At 63.1% G+C, this 19,158-nt stretch carries 17 protein-coding genes; all 17 read left to right on the forward strand.

Annotated features, from left to right (window positions below; genetic code table 11):
* Positions 1 to 194 precede the first annotated feature (194 nt).
* A complete protein-coding gene (locus tag FGE05_RS10035; protein WP_139644470.1) occupies positions 195 to 1,559 on the forward strand; it encodes a UDP-glucose/GDP-mannose dehydrogenase family protein in 1,365 nt (454 codons plus the stop codon).
* On the forward strand, positions 1,556 to 2,626 hold the full coding sequence (locus FGE05_RS10040; RefSeq protein ID WP_139644472.1) for an NAD-dependent epimerase: 1,071 nt from the start codon (positions 1,556 to 1,558) through the stop codon (positions 2,624 to 2,626). Before FGE05_RS10035 ends, FGE05_RS10040 begins: the two co-directional genes overlap by 4 nt.
* Positions 2,623 to 3,366 (forward strand): sugar transferase, encoded by a 744-nt coding sequence (locus tag FGE05_RS10045; protein ID WP_139644475.1) that lies wholly within the window; start codon positions 2,623 to 2,625, stop codon positions 3,364 to 3,366. Before FGE05_RS10040 ends, FGE05_RS10045 begins: the two co-directional genes overlap by 4 nt.
* Positions 3,367 to 4,011, forward strand: coding sequence for a CpsD/CapB family tyrosine-protein kinase (locus tag FGE05_RS10050; RefSeq protein ID WP_139644477.1), 645 nt, complete (start codon positions 3,367 to 3,369; stop codon positions 4,009 to 4,011). It abuts the gene before it with no gap.
* 20 nt (positions 4,012 to 4,031) lie between these two features.
* Positions 4,032 to 5,057, forward strand: coding sequence for a polysaccharide biosynthesis/export family protein (locus FGE05_RS10055; RefSeq protein WP_139644478.1), 1,026 nt, complete (start codon positions 4,032 to 4,034; stop codon positions 5,055 to 5,057).
* A gap of 15 nt (positions 5,058 to 5,072) precedes the next feature.
* Positions 5,073 to 6,665: a Wzz/FepE/Etk N-terminal domain-containing protein gene (locus FGE05_RS10060; RefSeq protein ID WP_139644479.1), complete on the forward strand. Its 1,593-nt coding sequence runs from the start codon at positions 5,073 to 5,075 to the stop codon at positions 6,663 to 6,665.
* The gene (locus FGE05_RS10065; protein ID WP_139644481.1) at positions 6,662 to 7,765 is read left to right on the forward strand and encodes a glycosyltransferase family 4 protein; all 1,104 of its coding nucleotides are present in this window, start codon (positions 6,662 to 6,664) and stop codon (positions 7,763 to 7,765) included. Before FGE05_RS10060 ends, FGE05_RS10065 begins: the two co-directional genes overlap by 4 nt.
* A complete protein-coding gene (locus FGE05_RS10070) occupies positions 7,762 to 9,132 on the forward strand; it encodes an O-antigen ligase (protein ID WP_139644484.1) in 1,371 nt (456 codons plus the stop codon). The genes FGE05_RS10065 and FGE05_RS10070 overlap by 4 nt, the downstream gene beginning before the upstream one ends.
* Positions 9,129 to 10,088: a glycosyltransferase gene (locus tag FGE05_RS10075; protein WP_139644486.1), complete on the forward strand. Its 960-nt coding sequence runs from the start codon at positions 9,129 to 9,131 to the stop codon at positions 10,086 to 10,088. Before FGE05_RS10070 ends, FGE05_RS10075 begins: the two co-directional genes overlap by 4 nt.
* Entirely contained in the window at positions 10,081 to 11,217 is a 1,137-nt protein-coding gene (locus FGE05_RS10080) for a glycosyltransferase family 2 protein (RefSeq protein ID WP_139644489.1), read from the forward strand. Before FGE05_RS10075 ends, FGE05_RS10080 begins: the two co-directional genes overlap by 8 nt.
* An 11-nt stretch (positions 11,218 to 11,228) precedes the next feature.
* A complete protein-coding gene (locus FGE05_RS10085) occupies positions 11,229 to 12,233 on the forward strand; it encodes a polysaccharide deacetylase family protein (RefSeq protein WP_139644491.1) in 1,005 nt (334 codons plus the stop codon).
* Entirely contained in the window at positions 12,230 to 13,534 is a 1,305-nt protein-coding gene (locus tag FGE05_RS10090; protein WP_139644493.1) for a lipopolysaccharide biosynthesis protein, read from the forward strand. The genes FGE05_RS10085 and FGE05_RS10090 overlap by 4 nt, the downstream gene beginning before the upstream one ends.
* Positions 13,535 to 13,773: 239 nt before the next feature.
* The gene (locus tag FGE05_RS10095) at positions 13,774 to 15,720 is read left to right on the forward strand and encodes a hypothetical protein (RefSeq protein WP_139644495.1); all 1,947 of its coding nucleotides are present in this window, start codon (positions 13,774 to 13,776) and stop codon (positions 15,718 to 15,720) included.
* A complete protein-coding gene (locus FGE05_RS10100; RefSeq protein WP_139644496.1) occupies positions 15,717 to 16,406 on the forward strand; it encodes an N-acetyltransferase in 690 nt (229 codons plus the stop codon). Before FGE05_RS10095 ends, FGE05_RS10100 begins: the two co-directional genes overlap by 4 nt.
* A 79-nt stretch (positions 16,407 to 16,485) precedes the next feature.
* Positions 16,486 to 17,175: an N-acetyltransferase gene (locus FGE05_RS10105; protein WP_139644498.1), complete on the forward strand. Its 690-nt coding sequence runs from the start codon at positions 16,486 to 16,488 to the stop codon at positions 17,173 to 17,175.
* A 5-nt stretch (positions 17,176 to 17,180) separates the two neighbouring features.
* A complete protein-coding gene (locus FGE05_RS10110; protein ID WP_139644501.1) occupies positions 17,181 to 18,338 on the forward strand; it encodes a GNAT family N-acetyltransferase in 1,158 nt (385 codons plus the stop codon).
* Complete coding sequence (locus tag FGE05_RS10115) at positions 18,331 to 19,128, forward strand: ChbG/HpnK family deacetylase (protein WP_139644503.1); 798 nt, start codon at positions 18,331 to 18,333, stop codon at positions 19,126 to 19,128. The genes FGE05_RS10110 and FGE05_RS10115 overlap by 8 nt, the downstream gene beginning before the upstream one ends.
* The last annotated feature ends 30 nt before the right edge of the window (positions 19,129 to 19,158 follow it).

Genomic DNA, 19,158 nt, shown 5'->3' on the forward strand with positions numbered 1-19,158 from the left:
GACGCGCCTTCAAGCCTTTAAAACCGGCACTTTTCCAAGACTGTCAATAACTTGATATCAAAAGGCCAAACGCTTTCTAGTTTTGCCAACAGTGACAACTGTCATTTTGCTGACACGCTTTTCTGAGGCTGCGCTATACCCCCCTAAACAGTTTCATCCGAGTTACATAAAAACGATTTACGAGGCACGCCAGAATGGACGTGAGCGTATTTGGGACGGGGTATGTTGGTTTGATCCAGGCGGCGGCGTTAGCCGACGTCGGGCATCGTGTGTTGTGCATCGACATCGACCCGAACAAGATCCGGCAACTGCAGCAAGCGGTTCCCCCGATCAGCGAACCGGGGCTCTCCGGATTACTCGAAGACAACATCAAGGCCGGGCGCCTGTCGTTCAGTTCCCAGGCCAGCGACGCGGTCAACCATGGCGAACTTATCTTCATCGCCGTCGGCACCCCCGCCGATGAAGATGGCTCGGCAGACTTGAGCCATGTACTGGCGGTGACTCGGCAGATCGCCGACTTCATGGACAGCGATCGCACCTTGATCATCAAGTCCACCGTGCCAGTGGGCACCGCCGACAAGGTGGCCGAATGCGCTCGCCAGGCGCTGGCCCGACGGGGCCTGAAACGGCTGAACGTGCGGGTGGTGTCCAACCCCGAATTTCTCAAGGAAGGCAGCGCCCTGGCCGATTGCATGCGCCCGGACCGGATCATCGTCGGCACCGCCGACTCCCTGGCCCGCGACCAGATGAGCGAACTCTACGCCCCCTTCTGCCGCAACCACGAAAAGCTGATGTTCATGGATAACCGCAGTGCCGAACTGACCAAGTACGCCGCCAACGCCATGCTCGCCACCCGCATCAGTTTCATGAACGAACTGGCCAACCTCACCGAACGGCTGGGTGCCGACATCGAAGCGGTGCGCAAGGGCATCGGCTCGGACCCACGCATCGGTTATCACTTCATCTATCCCGGCTGTGGCTTCGGCGGCTCGTGCTTCCCCAAGGACCTGCGGGCCCTGCTGCACACCGCCGAACAAAGTGGCATGCCGCTGCACCTGCTGCGCAGCGTCACCGACGTCAACGACCGCCAGCGGCACATTCTGTTCGAGAAGCTCGCCAAACAGTTTCCCGATGGCCTGGCCGGTAAATCGATTGCCGTCTGGGGCCTGGCCTTCAAGCCCAACACCGACGACATGCGCGAGGCACCCAGTCGCTACCTGATGGAAGCACTATGGCGCGAAGGCGCTCGCGTCCAGGCCTACGACCCGGAAGCCATGTCTGAATGCCGGCGGCTCTACGGCTACCGCAAGGATCTGAACCTGTGCGCCACTCGTGACGACACCCTGGAAGACGCCGACGCGCTGGTGATCTGCACCGAGTGGAAGAACTTCCGCGTGGTGGATTTCGACCTGCTGGCCAGCAAACTGCGCGCCCGGGTCATCATTGACGGCCGTAACCTGTACAACCCGGACCAACTCGCTGCCGCCGGGCTGCTGTATCGCGGCATCGGGCTACGGCACACCGTGCCGGACGGCTCGGCACCAGGGCCGCAAGCGTGAATATCCTGGTGACCGGCGCGGCCGGTTTCATCGGCGCCCACTGCGTGCGGCGACTGCTGCGCGACGGTCATCGGGTGTGCGGGCTGGACAATTTCAACGACTACTACGACCCCCAGCTCAAGCATGACCGCATCGCCTGGGTGAAGGCCCAGGCCGGTGATTTCCCCCTGGTACGGCTGGACCTGACCGACGCCGGCGCCCTCGATGATCTGTTCCAATCGTACCGCCCGGATGTGGTGATCCACCTCGCTGCACAGGCGGGGGTGCGCTACTCCCTGGAGAACCCACGGGCCTACGTCGACAGCAACCTCACCGGGTTCCTGAACATCCTCGAAAGCTGCCGCAGTCACCCGCTCAGGCACCTGATCTACGCCTCTTCCAGCTCGGTGTATGGCGCCAACCCGCGCACGCCTTATTCAGAACGGGACAACGTCGACCATCCGCTGTCGCTGTACGCCGCCAGCAAAAAAGCCAACGAGCTGATGGCCCACAGCTACAGCCACCTGTTCGGCATCCCTTGCACCGGTCTGCGCTTTTTTACCGTGTATGGCCCCTGGGGCCGGCCGGACATGTCGCCAATCCAGTTCGCCCGCGCCATCGCCGAAGGCCGGGTGCTGCAGTTGTTCAATCATGGCGAGCACCAGCGTGATTTCACTTACATCGACGACATCGTCGAAAGCATCGCCCGGCTGATCGAACGTCCGCCCCGCGTCACTGCCGCACGGGATCTGGACCCCTCGGACCCGTCCACCAGCCGCGCGCCCTGGCGCATCTACAACATCGGCGGGCAACACCCCGTGGCTCTGCGGACCTACGTTGCGCTACTGGAAAAACACCTGGGGCTGACCGCCCGTGTCGAACTGCTGCCCCTGCAACCGGGGGATGTGCTCAACACCTGCGCCGACGCCAGCGACCTGGCACGGGCCACCGGCTTCCAGCCACGCATCGAACTGGACGAAGGCCTGGGCCGCTTCATCGACTGGTTCCTCGATTACTACGCGCTGCCTGCTGCCCGCCCGCCGCTCGCGGCTGAACTTGCAGACGAAACCCAGCGGAGGAGTCTATGACCCGTCATGAGCAATCCCTTCCGATCAACACCCCCTGCGACAAGCGTGTCGACCCCGAACACCGCAGGCGCCTGGACGCGGCCATCCACCGGCAAGGTCGTGGCTGGCTGACCGGCCGCGACGGTGGTCGACCGTGGACGGTCTCGCGGACCAACCGGGTGGTGGCCTGCATCGGTGCCCTGGTCCTTCTGGTCCTGCTCTGCCCGCTGCTGCTGGGCCTGGCCGTGCTGGTCAAGTTCTCCAGCCCCGGACCGGTGCTGTTCGTGCAGAAGCGCACCGGCTACCGCGGCCGCGTCTTCGGCATGTACAAGTTCCGCACCATGGTCGCCAATGCCGAGGCCCTCAAGGAGTCGCTGCGCCACCTCAACAAACACGGTGCCGACGCCATCGACTTCAAGATCGACAACGACCCGCGTATCACCCCCATCGGCCGGTTCCTGCGACGCAGCAGCCTCGACGAACTGCCGAACCTGATCAATGTGGTGACCGGCGACATGCGCCTGGTGGGCCCGCGCCCAACCTCGTTCAACGCCTATCGCTACAAGGACAACCATCTTGTGCGCCTGAGCATTTACCCCGGCCTGACCGGCCTGTGGCAGATCTCCGGGCGCAGCAATATCGACTTCGACCAGCGCGTGGAACTGGACCTCAGCTACATCGCCGAGCAGAGCCTGTTGTTGGATTTGAAGATCCTGATGATTACCCCCTTCAAAGTTTTCAGCGGCCACGGAGCGAGTTAAATGGACGGTTCAACGAATATCCTGAGCATCGCAAGCCCGAGCGAGACCAACCTGACCTCGACCGTGCTCGACCCTTCCCTGCGGATCCTGCTTCTGACGTCCGCAAACACCGGCACCGGGACCAGCACCAGCGCCATGGCACTGGCCGCTCAACTGGCGCAGATGAGCAGCGGCCGCGTATTGCTGGTGGACGCCAGCCAGTCACCGCGCAACCTCAGCCAGCAACTGGGGCTGCAAAAGGAGCGCGGCTTCAGCGACCTGCTGTTCAACCACCTCACCCCGCCCCTGTTGCAGGACTGCGTGGTGCAAACCTCCAGCCTGCCCTTCGACGTGCTGCCCATCGGCCGCCTGGGGCGCAATGCCGAACGGCTCAATCCCGAACAACTGCGACATCTGTTCAGGCACCTGGCCGCGCAGTACCGCTTCGTGGTGATCGACGCCGACGCCGTGTATGCGGCCTCCGACACCCTGGTCATGAGCGCCCAGGTGGATGGCGTGGTGCTGGTGGTACGTGGTGAAGACACCCGCTGGGAAGTGGCCCAGGCCACCCGCCAGCGCCTGGCCCAGGCCGGCGCGAAAGTGGTGGGCAGCGTGTTCAACCGGCGCAAGTACTACATGCCCAAATGGCTCTACAACAACCTGTAAGCGTGCAGAAGGATGACGAGATGAACGCCAAGATGCTTGTCCTGCTGTTGCTGCCGCTTGCCGGCTGCTCCAGCACCAGCGATACCCGATCGATGCCGGTGCAGATCCTCACGGCCGCACCGGCCAACGCCCAGGCCACCGACATGCCCAAGGTCGAACAGACCCTGCGGCCCCAGGATGTGCTCGATGTGATCTTTCACATTGGCACCACCAGTCCCCAGGCTTATCGCGTGCAACCGGGCGACCAGGTGGCCCTGAACTTCACCGCCGCCAGCCAGCTCAACGGCTCGCAACTGGTCATGCCCGACGGCAGTATTGAACTGCCGGGAGCCAATACGTCGGTGAAAGTCGCCGGCATGACCACCGACGAAGCGCGCCTGGCGGTGCAACGGGCCTACGACCAGAAAATGCTGTTCCAGCCCAATCGCAACCAGTTGACGGTGCTGGTGACCAGCCCGCTGTCCAACGAGACGAACCTGCGCAACACCTTGACCCACCCGGCCACCGGCATGAGCCGGGAAATCATCGTGGGCCGGGATGGCTACGCCAGCTTCCCGGAAATCGGCTCGGTGCCGTTGCAAGGAATGACCGTCACCCAGTTGGAGACCTTCCTCAACGAGCGCTATGCCCAACTGCCCGGCCACATGACCGTGGACGTGCTGCTCAAGTCCACCGCTGGTAATGAAATCTATGTCCTCGGTGAAGTGGCCCAACCCGGTTCCTACCCGATCCGCCGGCCGATCTCCGTGCTCGAGGCACTGACCCTTGCCCGGGGCACGAACGTCAAGGCAAGGCTCGACTCGGTGGTGATCATGCGTCGCAACGGCAACCAGGTCGAAGCCCGTCACTACGACGTGGAAAAAGCCCTGAGCGGCGATGCCTCGCAAATTGCCTACCTACAACCGGAAGACATGCTCTTCGTGCCCAAGACCAAGCTTGCCAGCGCCGGCGAACTCGCCAGGCAACTGGCTGACGTGGTGCTGTTCCAGGGCGTGGGGCTCAGCTTCGGCTACCGCCTCGACAACAAAGGCAGCAACAGCAACTGAGCCAGGTGATCGATCATGAATCCCAAGGAAAACTATCTGCATGAGTTCTTCAGGATCTTCTTCGCCAACAAGCAGTGGGTGAAGCGCATCTTCCTGATCTTCGCCGTGATTGCCCTGGCGCTGCCATTGGTGCTCAAACAGAGCTTCGATATCACCGCCCAGGTGATCGTACAGTCGAAAAAACTCTCACAAGGCGACGCCACCACGTCGCTGAACCAGGAAAACGCCACCTTCATTCCGCCGTCCCTGGCGGACATGGAAACCGAGAGCAATATCCTGCGTTCGCCGGCGCTGATCCGGCAGACCATCAGTACCCTGCGCGACCAGGGCGAGTACAACCCCAGCCCCGGCATCTTCAACAAATGGGTCAGTGAACCGTTCAAGCGCTACGTCACCACGCCGCTGCGCGAGTACGTGATCAACCCGCTGCGCGATGGCCTCGGACTGGAGGTCGATCCGGTGCGCGACACCGTGCTCGATACGCTGACTGACGAAGCCGTCGACAACCTCAAGATCGAGACCCTACCCGGCTCCAACGTCATCTCCATCGTCTACAGCTTCGGTGATCCGCAGCAAGGCACTCGGTTCGTGGCGCAACTGCTGCAGAACTACCTCTCCAGTCGCCAGGAGCTGCAATCGATCGAGTTGCCGCAGGCCTTCTATGAGCAGAAGAAAAGCCAATACCAGAGTCGCCTCGACGGCCTGGAAGGTACCCGGCTGGCCTTGCTTGAAGGCGTCGGGTCGGCTGATCCGAAGGAGGAAATCACCTTCCGCCTGAACGCCATCAACACTGAAGAGCAGGCCTTGAACCTGTACCAGGATCGCCTGCTGCAAAGCCAACGCTGGCTCGACTATCTCAAGACCAGTCTGGCGGCGGCGAACAGCTCGCGGTTCAACGACTACACCTTTCCCTTCACCTTCACCACCACCGTGGACAACATCGCCTTCGAAGACCGGGAGATCAAACAGTTGGGTGAGCAACTGACCGGCCAGGTCAGCCGCTACATGAACGACCTGGCGATCTTCCAACCCGGCAGCGAACCGATGCTGCTGGCCCGGGAACAGATCGTGCGCACCCGTCAACAATTCCTGAAGGTGGTGAACAACCGGATCCAGGAACGCACCACCGACCTGGCGGTGGTCAGCTCGGTGATCGATCAGAAGGTCCAGCGTATCGCCGCGTTCAAGGGGCGTATCCACCAGTTGCAGGAAACCCAGAGCAAGCTGCAGCAGATGGACACCGAGATCAACGCCCTGCATGCGGCGTTCTCCACCTACGCCCAACGGTTCGCCGAAGCCAGCACCGCCCGTTCGCTGGACAACGACCTGTCCAACGCCCGCGTGCTCAGCCCGCCCTTCGAACCGACCGCCGCGGCCTTCCCCAAGCCGATGCTGATTATCCCGTTCGGCCTGTTCAGCGGCCTGCTGCTGGCGATTGCCCTGGTCTACGTGCGTGAGTTCTTCGACCATCGCTTCAAGCACCCAGCGCAGATCAGCCAGCAACTGGACGTACCGGTGCTGCTGGTGATCAACGAGCAGTCCCCCGACCAGATCAATCCGCACCGCAACTGGAGCCTGCCCAGCCTTGTCCATTGGGTGCGCAATTGAACGCGCCGTTCGGCCCGTCCCACCGCAGCAGCCCCCTGCCGATCATTCATTTGCTCGACAGCGGTGGCTTCTACGGGGCCGAGCGGATGCTGCTCGATCATTGCCTGGCGACTCCGGGGCAGCACCAGGTGCTGTTCCTCGCGGCGCCGCCGACCTTGATCGCGCGCTTTCGCCAGGCCGGGGTCGATTGCCATCACTGCAGGAGCTGGGCCGAGCTGTTGCAACACCTGCGCCAACGGCGCAGCGAGCAACCTTTGCTCAACACCCACAACTTCAAGGGGCTGCTGTTCGGCTGGGCCGCGGCCACGTTGCTGCGCCTGCCACTGGTCATCACCCAGCACGGGTTCACGCCGCGCAGCCCGAAACAGCGTTTCTACACCTGGCTGAGCCTGCAATTGTGCCGCACGGCGTCGGTCAAGCGCGTGGTCTGCGTGGCAGAGAGCATCGCGGTGCTGCATCGCCAGGCCAGCGTGCGGGCGGAAAAAGTCGCCGTGATCCCCAACGGTTTGCCGACGCCCACGGCACCAGTGGCCCACCGCGATGACGGCCAGCGCTGGCGGGTCGGCTACGTCGGCCGCCTGAGTAGCGAGAAAGGCCCGGACCTGTTCCTCGACGCCCTGATCCCCCTGTGCCAGCGGCATCCGTCGCTGCACGCGGTGATGCTCGGTGACGGCCCGGAACGTCAGGCCCTGCTCAAGCGCATCAACGATGCCGGACTACCCACGCGTATCGAACTGCCCGGGTACCAGACCGACATGAACGCCTGGTGGAGCCGCCTCGACGCGTTGGTGATCAGTTCGCGCACCGAAGGCACGCCGATGATTCTGCTCGAGGCCATGCAAGCCGGGGTACCGGTGGTGGCATTCGGCGTCGGCGGCATTCCCGATGTGGTACAGGACCGTCACAACGGATTGCTCGCCACACCTGCCGACAGCGCCGAACTGGCCCGGCAGATCGAAACGCTGTTCAGCGAACCGCCCCTGGCGCAGATCCTGGCCGATAACGCACGCCGCACCCAACAGGACCGCTACGACCTGCGCACGCTGGCCGAACGCTGGTCGCAGCTCTACATCCGTACGGCACGGGAGGCTCGTCCATGATTGTCCCTCTCTCGATTGTCAGCCTGCTGGGGCTGGTTTGCCTGGCCTTGCTGGCCAGCCCTTATCCGTTCCTGGCGCCGGGGGCGGTGCTGGGCCTGGTGGGTGTCGCCTTGCTCTATCGCAAACCCGGCTGGGGCCTGTTGGGCATCGCTGCGCTGGTCCCGTTCGAAGGGCTGTTCAAGGACAACCCGCTCTCTGGCAGCAAATTCTTCGGTCTGGCACTGATACTGATACTGATGCTGCAACTGGCCCTGCACCAGATTCCGGGCACGCGCCTGCGCAGCAATATCTGGCGGCCGCTGATCGGCTTCATGATGCTGTATAGCCTGAGCCTTTACCTGTCGGACAGCCTGGAACTGTCGATGACCCATTTTCGCGAACTGAGCGTGGGGTTGATCCTGTTCGTCATCACCCTGCTGATCGGCCGCGAACTGAACCTCGACCTGTTCTGCCGCCTGATGACGCTGAGTGTCAGCACCACCTGCGTGATGGCGATGTTTTCCGCCAAATATCAGGACCAGGGCCGCGCCTCGGGCCTGCTGGAGGACCCGAACGCCTTCGCCCTGCTGATCGCCTTTACCATGCCACTGGCGTTGCTGCTGGTGGTGCGCGGGCCGAACCTGCTGCACCGGTTGTTCTGGATGGGTTGTTTGGCGCTGCTGCTGGGTGGCATGACCAAGACTGAATCGCGTTCGGGGCTGGTGGTGCTCCTGCTCAGCCTGGCGATCGGGCTGTATCACTATCGCGCGCAATTGCCGCGCATCCGTCCACGGCACCTGGGGTTCGCCATGCTCGGGTTGGCGCTCCTGGTTCCCCTGGCAGTCGCCGTGATGCCAGCCGGCTACGTCGCACGTATCCAGTCGTTGAGCATTCTCAGTGCCGGCGTCAATGCCCACAAGGATGAATCCCTCGGCCGGCGTGCTTCGTACATCGTGGTCGGCAGTCAGATGATCCGCGAAAACCCGGTGCTCGGCACCGGCCCCGGCACCTTCCCGCTGCACTATGCGCCCACCGGCTACGCCAAGGCGTTCTCGGCCAATCGCAAGCTGGGGGACCTGTATCGCCGGGCCCATAACACCTACCTGGAAATCTTCAGTGAAATCGGCATCCCGGGCGGGCTGATGTTCGTCGGCATGCTGGGCCTGGGCCTGTACAACCTGCTGCAGGCCCGCCGGATCTGGCTCGAACGCCGGGACTGGGCACAGGCGGATCTGTTGACGCACCTGGGCATGAGCTTCCTGTCGCTGATGCTGTTCCTGATGTTCCTCAGTGCGCCGAACCACAAGCTGCTGTGGATCATGCTCGCCTTGACCTCCGTGTTGCGCCAGGAGGCCGAACAGGCAACGCCGCAGGAGGCGCGCCCATGAACCGGGTCAGCATCGTGATCCCGATGTACAACGAAGCCCGGCACATCGGCCGTACCTTGCTGGCGGCCCAGGAAGCTGCCCGCCAGGCGCAGTTGGAATGCGAGCTGATCGTGGTGGACAACGGCTCCGACGATCATGGCCCGCGCATCGCCAATGAACTGGGCGCGCGGGTGTTGATCGTGCCCGGTGTGCACATCGGTGCCCTGCGCAACCGCGGCGCGGCGGTGGCCCATGGCGATTGGCTGGCGTTCATCGACGCCGACATCGAGATGCCGGCCAACTGGCTCAAGCTGCTGTTGGAGCTGGAGGGTCATCAAGGCGATGTACTGGGCCTGGACCTCGACACGCCCCGCCAGGCGCCTTGGTTCGCCGAAGCCTGGCAGCGCCGCAGCCAGCGTCCCGGCTCCCATCGCCTGCACCGGGTGCAGTGGCTGCCCAGCGCCAACCTGTTGATGCGTCGCTCATGGTTCGAGCGGGTCGGCGGTTTCGACGAAGCCCTGCGCACCGGCGAGGACAAGGACTTCTCCCTGCGCCTGCGCCAGATCGACGCGCAACTGTTGCTGGTCAACGAATGCGTGGCCTTGCATTGGGGTTACGAAGGCAGTTGGCGCGAGTGGATAAGCAAGGAACTGTGGCGCCAGGGCAGTCATCTGCAACTGCTGCGCAGCCACGGTCCGAGCTTGCGCCTGCTGCGTTTCCCGGTGCTGTCCATCGCGACCTGGGGGCTGGATCTGCTGGCACTGGTCGCCTTGCTCCAGGGTCAGTTGCGCCTGGCGTCGCTGCTGTTGCTGATCACCACGCTTGCGCCCTTGTTCCTCAGCCTACGCCAGAGTCGTCGCGATCCGCGCTTGACCTTGCAACTGTGGGCCTTGCACGGGGTGCGCCTGCACCTGACCGGTGCAGCGTTGCTGCTCAACCTCTGTCATTGGAACGTCAGGAGACCTGCCCGTGGCTGAATTCATTTATTGGACCTGCCTGTTGCTGCCGGTGTATGCCTACCTCGGTTACCCACTCATGCTCGGCCTGCTGACACCGCTGTTTCCGGTCCGGCGCTACGGCAAGGCACTGCCGATGGACATCAGCATCGTCATCGCCGCCCACAACGAAGCACGACACATCGAAGACAAACTGCGTACCTTGCTCGCCCAGGATTATCAGGCGCGCTCGCTGCAGATCATCCTCGCCAGCGACGGCTCCAGCGACGACACAGTGGTCTGCGCGCGCAAGGTGATCGACCCGCGCATCACGGTGCTCGACCTGCCCCGCCAGGGCAAGGCCGCGGCCCTCAATACCGGCGTGGCCCACAGCAGCGGTGAGATCCTGGTCTTTACCGACGCCGATAACCAATGGAGCCACGACACCCTCGGCCATTTGCTCGCCCCGCTGGGTGATCCAGAGGTCGGCGCCTGTGCCGGACACATGGAAATCCCCGTGCCGGGCAAGGGCCTGAGCCTGGGCGACAGCCTGTATCGGCACTACGAGGGCTGGCTGCGGCGGGTGGAAAGCCGCACCGACTGCATGGTTTCGGCCGATGGCGCGCTGCTGGCCCTGCGCCGGGAGCTGTTCGAGCCGATCCCGGCCCAGGTCAACGATGATTTCTTCCTCAGCACCTGCGCACCAGCCGCCGGCAAATCCATCGTCTATGCACCGAAGGCTCGGGTGATCGACCAGGGGGTGGACGAGGCCGACAAGCAGTTTCGTCGGCGCCAGCGGGTCACCGTCGGTGGCTTGCAAAGCCTGGCCCAACGCCGGGCACTGCTCAATCCGCTGCGGCATGGCCTGTACGCCATCGGCCTGATCAGCCACAAGCTGATCCGCCGCCTGGCGCCGGTGTTGCTGCTGCCACTGCTGCTCAGCAACCTCTGGTTGTGGAGCGACCAAGGGTTCTATCGCCTGAGCCTGGCAGCCCAAGTGCTCGGCTACGCCATGGCACTGCTTGGCCTGCTGGATATGCACCACCGCTTGCCCCGGCCCTTTCGCCTGGCGGCGTTCGTGCTGGTGACGCTCGCGGGCATGAGCATCGGCCTGTGGCAGTTCCTGCGGGGCCGGCGCTACAGCCAATGGAATCCCGAGCAGAACCGCTGAGGAGGTGGCGAATGTCGATCAAACAAGTCTTCAAGCTCACCGGCGGCTGGTTGTATCTGAACACGGCCCTGGGCCGCGGCCCGCTGCGGGGGGCCGGCGTGATCCTGATGCTGCACCGGGTGCTGAGCAACGACCGCGCCGCCGAACTGCCCCATCGCAACGAATTGTGCGTGGGGCCGGAAGCCTTCGAACACTTGCTGATCTGGCTGCAACGGCATTTCGAATGCGTGCCCCTGATGACCTTGCTGCTGGCCGACCCCGCCACCGTTCCGGACCGTCCGCGGGTGGCCCTGACCTTCGACGACGGCTGGCGCGATAACGCCATGAATGCCTTTCCCCTGCTGCGCCAATACCAGGTGCCGGCGAGTATTTTCCTGTCCACCGACTTCATCGGCAGCCGCCAGCACTTCTGGTGGGAAAGCATCGGCGAAACCCTGTGGGGCAGCCACGGCCAGGTGGCGCGGCTGGCGCTGATCGAACACTTGCAACAGGCCGGACGGCCGTTGCCGGTGATGCTCGACGACCTGGATGACGAACGCCGCAGCCTGTCGTTGTTGCACTATCTGCAAAGCCTCAAAACCCTTGATCCGCAAATCCTGAGCGACCTCACTGACACCTGCCCCCCTGGTGCCCAGCCCCAGGCGCTGGACTGGACCCAAGTGCGCATGCTCGAAGATTCAGGCCTGGTGCGCTTCGGCCCCCACGGGGCCAGCCACGCGATCCTCACCCAGCTCAACGACCAGCGCCTGCATGAAGAACTGAGTCGCAGCCGGATAGCCATGGAAAACGCCTGTGCTCAACCCTTGCCGGTGTATTGCTACCCCAATGGCGATAACGACGAACGCGTGCGCCACCAAGTGGCGGCCCACGGTTTCTCGTTCGCCCTGGGGACCGAGGCCGGGCTGTATCGCAATGACGGCGACCCTTTGAACCTGCCGCGCTTCGGTGTCAGTCAACGCAACGCCCAGCACCCCGAACTGCTGGCTTGGCGCATTCGTCGAGGAGCACGTCCATGAGCCGCGCGCATTACCTCAAACACCTGGTGCTGAGCATGGGGACACGCCTGGCGATGATCGGCCTGCGCCTGCTGCGCAACGTATTGCTGGCGCGCATCCTGGGCCCCAGCGAACGCGGGCTGTTCGCCCTGCTCAGCACCCTGCCGGACCTGATCAGCGCCGCCACCAGCGGTGGCTTGAACTCAGCCGTGGGCTATCAGGCGGCGCAGCAGCGTTCGATGGGGCTGCTGCTCAGCCAGGTGCTGGTGTTCGGCTGCCTGCTGGCCGGGCTGTTGACCTTCTTGGTGGTGGCGCTGGCGCGGGTGTTCGGTGCGGAGCTGGACATCACCATGCAATTGGGTCTGCTGGCCTGGCTGCTGTTGCTCGCCGTGCCGTTGAGTGTGCTCAAGAGCGGCCTGCTGACGCTGCACAATGCCTCAGGCGGCGTAGGCGGCTTCAATGCCTTGCGCCTGATGGAATCCCTGGTGCCGCTGTTGCTGTTCCTGGCGCTGTTCTGGATGTGGAAAGACGCGGCCCTGGAAGCGGCATTGATCAGTTGGTTGACGGGCCTGAGCCTGGTAGTACTGGCCGGTTGGGTCTGGTTGCGGCGGGGTCACGATGTGTCGTTGCAATGGAACAGCGCCACTCAGGGCGAGCTGCTGCGCTACGGCGCCCGCAGCCATCCGGACCTGTTGTTCCAGCAAGTGATCCTGCGCTCGGACTACCTGTTCATCGGCGCCCTGCTGGGCAGCGCCGCCCTGGGTCACTATGCCATGGCCAGCGCCGCCGCCGAGCTGCTGCTGATCGTGCCGGAGGCCGTGACCACGCCTCTGATGAAACGCCTGTTGCAACAGGACCACGACATGCAGCGCCTGACGCCCCTGGCCCTGCGCCTGACCGCCACGGTGATGCTCGGTGCCTGCCTGGGCATGGCGCTGATCGGCGAATGGTTGATCGTGACCCTGTTCGGCGTGGCCTACCAACCGGCTTATCCGGCCTTGCTGGCGCTGCTGCCGGGGCTGTTCGGGCTGTGCTATGCGAGCATCCTGCGCCTGGACCTGCTGGGCAAGAACCGGCCCGGCACGGTATCGCTGCTGATGGGTGTGGGGGCGTTGTTGAACCTGGCGTTGAACGTGCTGTTGATACCTCGCTACGGCATCGTCGGTGCCGCCGCCGCGTCTTCCATCGCTTACCTGGGGGTGACCCTGGCGTTGCTGGCGATGTATTGCCGTCTCAGCGGCGTGGCGCTGTGGCAGACGTTGATCATCCTGCCCAGCGACCTGTTGCCGATGCGGCAGATGCTGATGGGGAAATCGGCATGAGCTTCGTCGCCCCTCAGTCCGCCATCGCGAGCAGGCTCGCTCCCACAGGGATCTCACCGAACCCTGTGGGAGCGAGCTTGCTCGCGAAAGCGGCGGCTCGGCCTGTACAGATGCTGGATTTGACGACCCCTTCGCGAGCAAGCCCGCTCCCACAGGGGCCTGGTGTCGATCACAGTATCCGCGGCCGATGCAGGGTGGGAGCGAGCCTGCTCGCGATGGGGTCGGCGCGGTGCTGGATAATGGCTGCTGCATGCCTATGGGCCCTGGCACTTCCGGCCCATGGCGCCTCCATGTCCTGGACCGGCATCCGCGACGGCAGCCTGTACCTGCAGACCGACCGGCCGGACCGGGTGACCGTGCGCTGGGTACCGGCCTGGCAGGCCAACGCCAATTCGGAACACCTGTACCTGCTCGACGGTCAGGGGCGCCTGGTAGGGAAACGCTTGATCAAGAAGGTCCAGGAGCGTGGCGAACAGCAGTGGCCTTTGTTGCCGGGAGCCGCCAGCTATCGCCTGGAAATTCCCGGCTACAGTTTCCGCCGCTACTCCGTCGAACACGACGCCCATACCCGGGCGCTGTTCGCCCCGGCCAAGGTGCATTTCAGTGCCGAAACCCACGACGGCGATGAGTTGTATTTCAAGGTCGCCCCCGGCGAACAGGCCGTGCTGGCGGGCAAGTTCCATGGCGGCGTGCGCAACCTGCGAGCCCAGCGCGTCGCCGATGGCAAACAGGTGCAGTTGAACCTCAAGCCGTATCCGGTCTATGGGCAGTTCGATCGAGTCGCCCTGCCCGTCGCCAATGTCGAGCAAACCTGGCGCCTGCAATTGCAGGGCAACGGCAAGGCGGCATTCTGGCTGGATGGCACGGCGAACCTGTTCGCCCAAAACCCAGAGCATCTGCAACCGCTGCGCCAGGACCCGGGGCAGGCGCGCCTGAAACTCTATGACGATGTCCTGGGAACAACCCCGAAACTGGGGGTCTACCTGCCCTACGTCATGCCCCCGCCATCGGCCTACCCGGTGATCGAAGCCCTCAAGCCCCAGGCCGCCAGCTATTACAGTCTGGTCGACATCACTGCAGACAAGCCCGACTATGAAAATCAGTTTCGGCGCCTGTACCAGGACCGTTTCGGCATCACCCGGGACATCACCTTGCTGGCCGGTAGCGCACGCAAGGCCGATCTGCGGGCAGATCGGGTCAGCAACAGCGGCTTGCAGGCCTGGCTCACGGCGACTCGCGCCCTTGGTGGCAAAGGCATTCATTACCTGGGTTTCGCCGATGAGCCGAACCTCAACTACGCCGATTTCGCCAGCTACCAGCAAGTGTTCGAGAGCATGGCCAATCAGGTCCGCGCCCTGCCCGCCAACGCACGAGCAGGTGTGCGCATTGCCATTCCCGCCAGCTCACGATTCACCAACGGTCCCCTGGCCGATGACGCTGCCGACAAACGCGGGATCGATTGGGCGCGACGCCTGCTGGCCAAATACGATGACCAGATCGACGCCTTGGCCTGGCATGAATGGATGATCCGCGACCTGCTCGCCACCCGTGTGTACCGCCACAGCGTGCGTCAGGCCGCCCGCCTGGTGGGCCTGGATAACAACGGACGACCACGCAAGGCCCTGCTGCTGGACCAGACCAACATGTCCAGCGGCTCGAGCCTGAGCCCCTACGATCAGGAAACCCACTACGCCGCCCTGTGGTGGACGTCCGTGGTCATCAATGCCTCCGCTGACGGCTGGCTGGACATGCTCAACTGGTTCATGCTCGCCGATGAACCCGAGTACCCCAAGGGCATGGTGCGGGTGCTGGACAACCAGCGCTTCGAACTCAAGCCGGTGGGTCTGGCCCAGCAGTTCATCCAACAGCATTGGCTCAATCAGGTGCTACGCCTGGATAACGACGCCTTCGAAGTCGACGTGCTGGCAATGGCCACCGACGCGAGGCGCAGCCTGCTGGGCGTGAACAAAAGCACGCGCCCGCAACAGGTCAGCCTGGACGGCGCGTCCTGCCCCCACGCGCAGGCAGAGCTGGTGTATTTCGGCCCCGACAACCAAAGCCGCAGCGCCCCGTTCAACTGCGAGGCCGGGCAGATCCGGTTTCTCCTGCCAGGAGAAACCGTGTTTGCCCTCGGCTGGACTGCCCTCTCTTTCCCCCAACCCGCCACCCGTCAGGAGGCACCATGAGCGTTCTGCAAGCATTACGTGATGGCATTCAGAAAAAGGGCCTGCGCTCCGTTCTCAAACTGCTGTTCAGGCGCTACGTGTTTTTCCACACCCGACTGGTGTGGTTGGAGCACGATGTGCGGACCCCACTCCCCCCGCATAACCTCAAGCCCTACCCACCGATGCGCCTGGAGTTCATCACGGTCAGCAATGCCGATGCCTTTGCCCGGCACTTCGGCGACCGCGTCGAAACCATGCGCGAGCTGGCGGCCGAAGGCTACATAGGCTTGATGTACCTGGATGCTCAGGGCGATACAGTGGGTTTCGCCTGGGCCAGTACACGGGACTATTTCGACCGCCATTTCTATCGCTGCAATTTTCCGATCAAGCCTGGCGAGTATTTTCAGTTCGGTGGCGAGGCGATCCGTGAGTACTGGGGTACCACTATCTCGGCAGACATGCAGTTGGAAGTGTGGAAAGTCATGGCGGACCACGGTTGCAACACCATGGTCGATGTCTGCGATCTGCAAAACATCCAGGCGATCAAGATGCACCTGCGCATGGGATTCCAGGAGCGCGGCAAGATCACCCACGTGTATCGCCTGTTCGGTCGCTGGCGGTTTTTCCGCGACACGTTCTACCGCGGCTCGGTACTGGACGCTTTTCGTAAACCGACCCCGCCGCGTGCATCGGCTGCCCCAGCTTGATGTCCATGGCGATTCAACCCCATCGCGAGCAAGCTCGTGATGGGGTCTTCCCCCAACCCGCCCCTCGCCAGGAGGCACCATGAACGTTCTGCAAAAATTGCGTGATCAAATTCGGAAGAAAGGTCTGCGCGCCGTTCTGAATCAGCTGTGCAGACACTACCTGTATTTCCACGAACAGCTGGTGTGGATGGAACGCGATCTGGTCAGTCCGATACGGCCCAACAACCTCAGGCCTTATACCCCGTTGCGCCGGGAACGCATTACCACCCGTAACGCCGATGCCTTCGCCACGTACTTTGGCGATCGCGTCGAGACCATGCGTGAACTGGCTGCCGAAGGCCACACCGGGCTCATGTACCTGGACGACAAGGGCGACACCGTCGCTTTCATCTGGGGCAGCAAACGGGACTATTTCGACCGCCATTTCTTTCGCTGCTGGTTCCCGGTCAAACCGGGTGAATTCTTCGAGTTCGGCGGTGAGCTGTACCGCGCTTACTGGGGGACCCAGCTATCGGTGGATTTCCAGCTGGATCTGTGGAAAGCCATGGCCGAGCAGGGTTGCAACAAAGTGGTCGACGTCTTCGAGCTGCGCAACATTCCAGCCGTCAAGCTGCACCTGCGCATGGACTATCAGGAGCGCGGCCAGATCACCCATATGTATTGCTTGTTCGGCCGCTGGCGGTTCTTCCGTGACACGTTTTACACCGGCTCGGTCCTGGACTCTTTCCGTAAACCGGCCAAACCGGTTCCATCCACTGCGGCGGCCTGACGTTCATGACCATCCGGTTCCAATGGTGTCGCTCCCTGGGCGCGGCAAGCTTTCCTGTATCAGCTTATGAACAGCTGCGAACCCTGGTGGCCGATACGACGCCGTTCAACACCCTGGCCTGGCTGCAAGCGGCAGAGCTGGCGCTGCAGCCCGACCAGGAGCTGCATGTGCTGCTGGGCTGGCAGGATCAGGCGCTCAACCTGTGCCTGCCCCTGGTGTCTACGCGCGAACGCATCTGCGGGCTGCGGTTTCGGGTGCTGCGTCACCTGGGCTATCCACTGGCCGACCGCATCGCCTTGCTGGTGCACCTGGACGCCGACGCCATGGGCCAGGCATTGATGCAGATCCGTCAGCAACTGCCCCATGCATTGCTACAGTTGAATGAAGTGACCGAACCGGTGGGTGAAGAAAGCGTCCTCAGTACTTGGATGGCCTTGAGTTCCACCGGAGAACGGCGGTTGAGTTGTCGGGTGCCGGTGCATCTGATCAGCGACAGCGACCATCAGGAAATTTCCGGCGATCCGCGCTACAAGCTGCGCCGGGCGCGCAAGCGGATCGCCGCGTGCGGTGCCCGCATCCAACGGCTAACACCGGATGCCATCGGCATGGGACCGCTGCTGCGAACCCTCGCCGAAGTCGAGGCGGCCAGTTGGAAAGGTGAAGAAGGTGTCGGCATCTTCTCCGACCCCATGCGCCGACAGTGGATGAATCACGCCTTCACAGCCCTCGCCGCCGAAGGCCTGGTGCGGGTGGTGATGCTGGAATTGGATGGGCACTGCATCAGCTATCGCCTCGGCCTGTTGGAGCAGGGACGCTTGTACGACTACAACCTGGCGTTCCTGCCGGAGCACGCCGACCTGGGCAGCGGCCGGGTGCTGCTCGAAGAGTGGATTCGCTGGGGGTTGGATGACAACTGGCACTGGATCGATGCATCCCGGGTCAGCCTGGAAAACTCCAGCCATCAATTGCATGAGCGCATGACCGGACAACTGGAACACTGGCGTTGGAGCTTTTATTCATGGCAACCCGGTGGCCTGGTTCTGGGACTGGCGCTACGGCTATGGAAGAGTCTCAAGCCGTGGCTCGGCAAGCGCCCGCGCCAACAAAACACAACGGCTGTTTCTTCACCCAATCCAAAAAGCAAGGAGAGCGATCATGCCTAGCGAAGTCATAATCAACGCTGACGACTTCGGACTCAGCCTCAGCGACAACGCAGTCATTCAATCGGCCTTCGAGGCAGGGGTCATCAGTTCCGCCACCCTGATGGTCAATACCGCGGGTTTCGAGCAGGCCTGCAAGATGGCCCGGCACCCCATGCTCCGCGGGCGTATTGGCTTGCACTTCAACATTACTCATGGCTTGCCGCTGAGTCCGTCGATTGCAGCGAGCCGCACATTTTGTGACGCAAACGGTGAATTCAGGTTGAGCCTGTCGCGTCATGCCCTGCGTCTGGGCGCGAAGGACCTGGCCGCGGTGCAGGAGGAGCTCCAAGCCCAGTGGCAACGTTGCCTGGACTACGGCGTGCGACCCAGCCACCTCGATTCCCACAACCATGTGCACAACATCTGGCCCATCGGCGAAGTCTTGGCCCGCTTCGCCGCCAGGCAAGGCGTGCCCGTACGCCTGGCACGCAACCTGGGGGCCAACCTGAACCTGCCCAAACGCATTTTCAAAACCTTGTTCAACCGGCGCTTGCGCAACCTCAGCGGCGCCACGGCCGACTACGTCTGCACGCCGGCCGACCTGCAACACGCAGCACCACCGGACCACGGCGCTCTCGAAGTGGTTGTGCATCCGCTGCACCTCGAAGGGGACTTTGGCGACGACAGCCTGGAAGCCGGGTGTTCCTTGACCGAGGTGTTGCGCAAGCGCCTGGAGGGGGTGCCCAAGGTGCCTTATGGCGGGGCGAGACAGCGGTTTGTGTTGACTGAGCTTGAGGATGTGCGTGGCTAAGTGGTTCGTGTGGCTGATTCGGGTACTCAA

Origin of the sequence: Pseudomonas sp. ICMP22404 (assembly GCF_006227205.1) — a bacterium.
Lineage (GTDB): Bacteria > Pseudomonadota > Gammaproteobacteria > Pseudomonadales > Pseudomonadaceae > Aquipseudomonas.

Coding starts and splice junctions, on each gene's coding strand:
- FGE05_RS10035 (WP_139644470.1), top strand. CDS start 195: ATGGACGTGAGCGTATTTGGGACGGGGTATGTTGGTTTGATCCAGGCG.
- FGE05_RS10045 (WP_139644475.1), top strand. CDS start 2,623: ATGACCCGTCATGAGCAATCCCTTCCGATCAACACCCCCTGCGACAAG.
- FGE05_RS10050 (WP_139644477.1), top strand. CDS start 3,367: ATGGACGGTTCAACGAATATCCTGAGCATCGCAAGCCCGAGCGAGACC.
- FGE05_RS10055 (WP_139644478.1), top strand. CDS start 4,032: ATGAACGCCAAGATGCTTGTCCTGCTGTTGCTGCCGCTTGCCGGCTGC.
- FGE05_RS10060 (WP_139644479.1), top strand. CDS start 5,073: ATGAATCCCAAGGAAAACTATCTGCATGAGTTCTTCAGGATCTTCTTC.
- FGE05_RS10070 (WP_139644484.1), top strand. CDS start 7,762: ATGATTGTCCCTCTCTCGATTGTCAGCCTGCTGGGGCTGGTTTGCCTG.
- FGE05_RS10075 (WP_139644486.1), top strand. CDS start 9,129: ATGAACCGGGTCAGCATCGTGATCCCGATGTACAACGAAGCCCGGCAC.
- FGE05_RS10085 (WP_139644491.1), top strand. CDS start 11,229: ATGTCGATCAAACAAGTCTTCAAGCTCACCGGCGGCTGGTTGTATCTG.
- FGE05_RS10090 (WP_139644493.1), top strand. CDS start 12,230: ATGAGCCGCGCGCATTACCTCAAACACCTGGTGCTGAGCATGGGGACA.
- FGE05_RS10095 (WP_139644495.1), top strand. CDS start 13,774: ATGGCTGCTGCATGCCTATGGGCCCTGGCACTTCCGGCCCATGGCGCC.
- FGE05_RS10100 (WP_139644496.1), top strand. CDS start 15,717: ATGAGCGTTCTGCAAGCATTACGTGATGGCATTCAGAAAAAGGGCCTG.
- FGE05_RS10105 (WP_139644498.1), top strand. CDS start 16,486: ATGAACGTTCTGCAAAAATTGCGTGATCAAATTCGGAAGAAAGGTCTG.
- FGE05_RS10110 (WP_139644501.1), top strand. CDS start 17,181: ATGACCATCCGGTTCCAATGGTGTCGCTCCCTGGGCGCGGCAAGCTTT.
- FGE05_RS10115 (WP_139644503.1), top strand. CDS start 18,331: ATGCCTAGCGAAGTCATAATCAACGCTGACGACTTCGGACTCAGCCTC.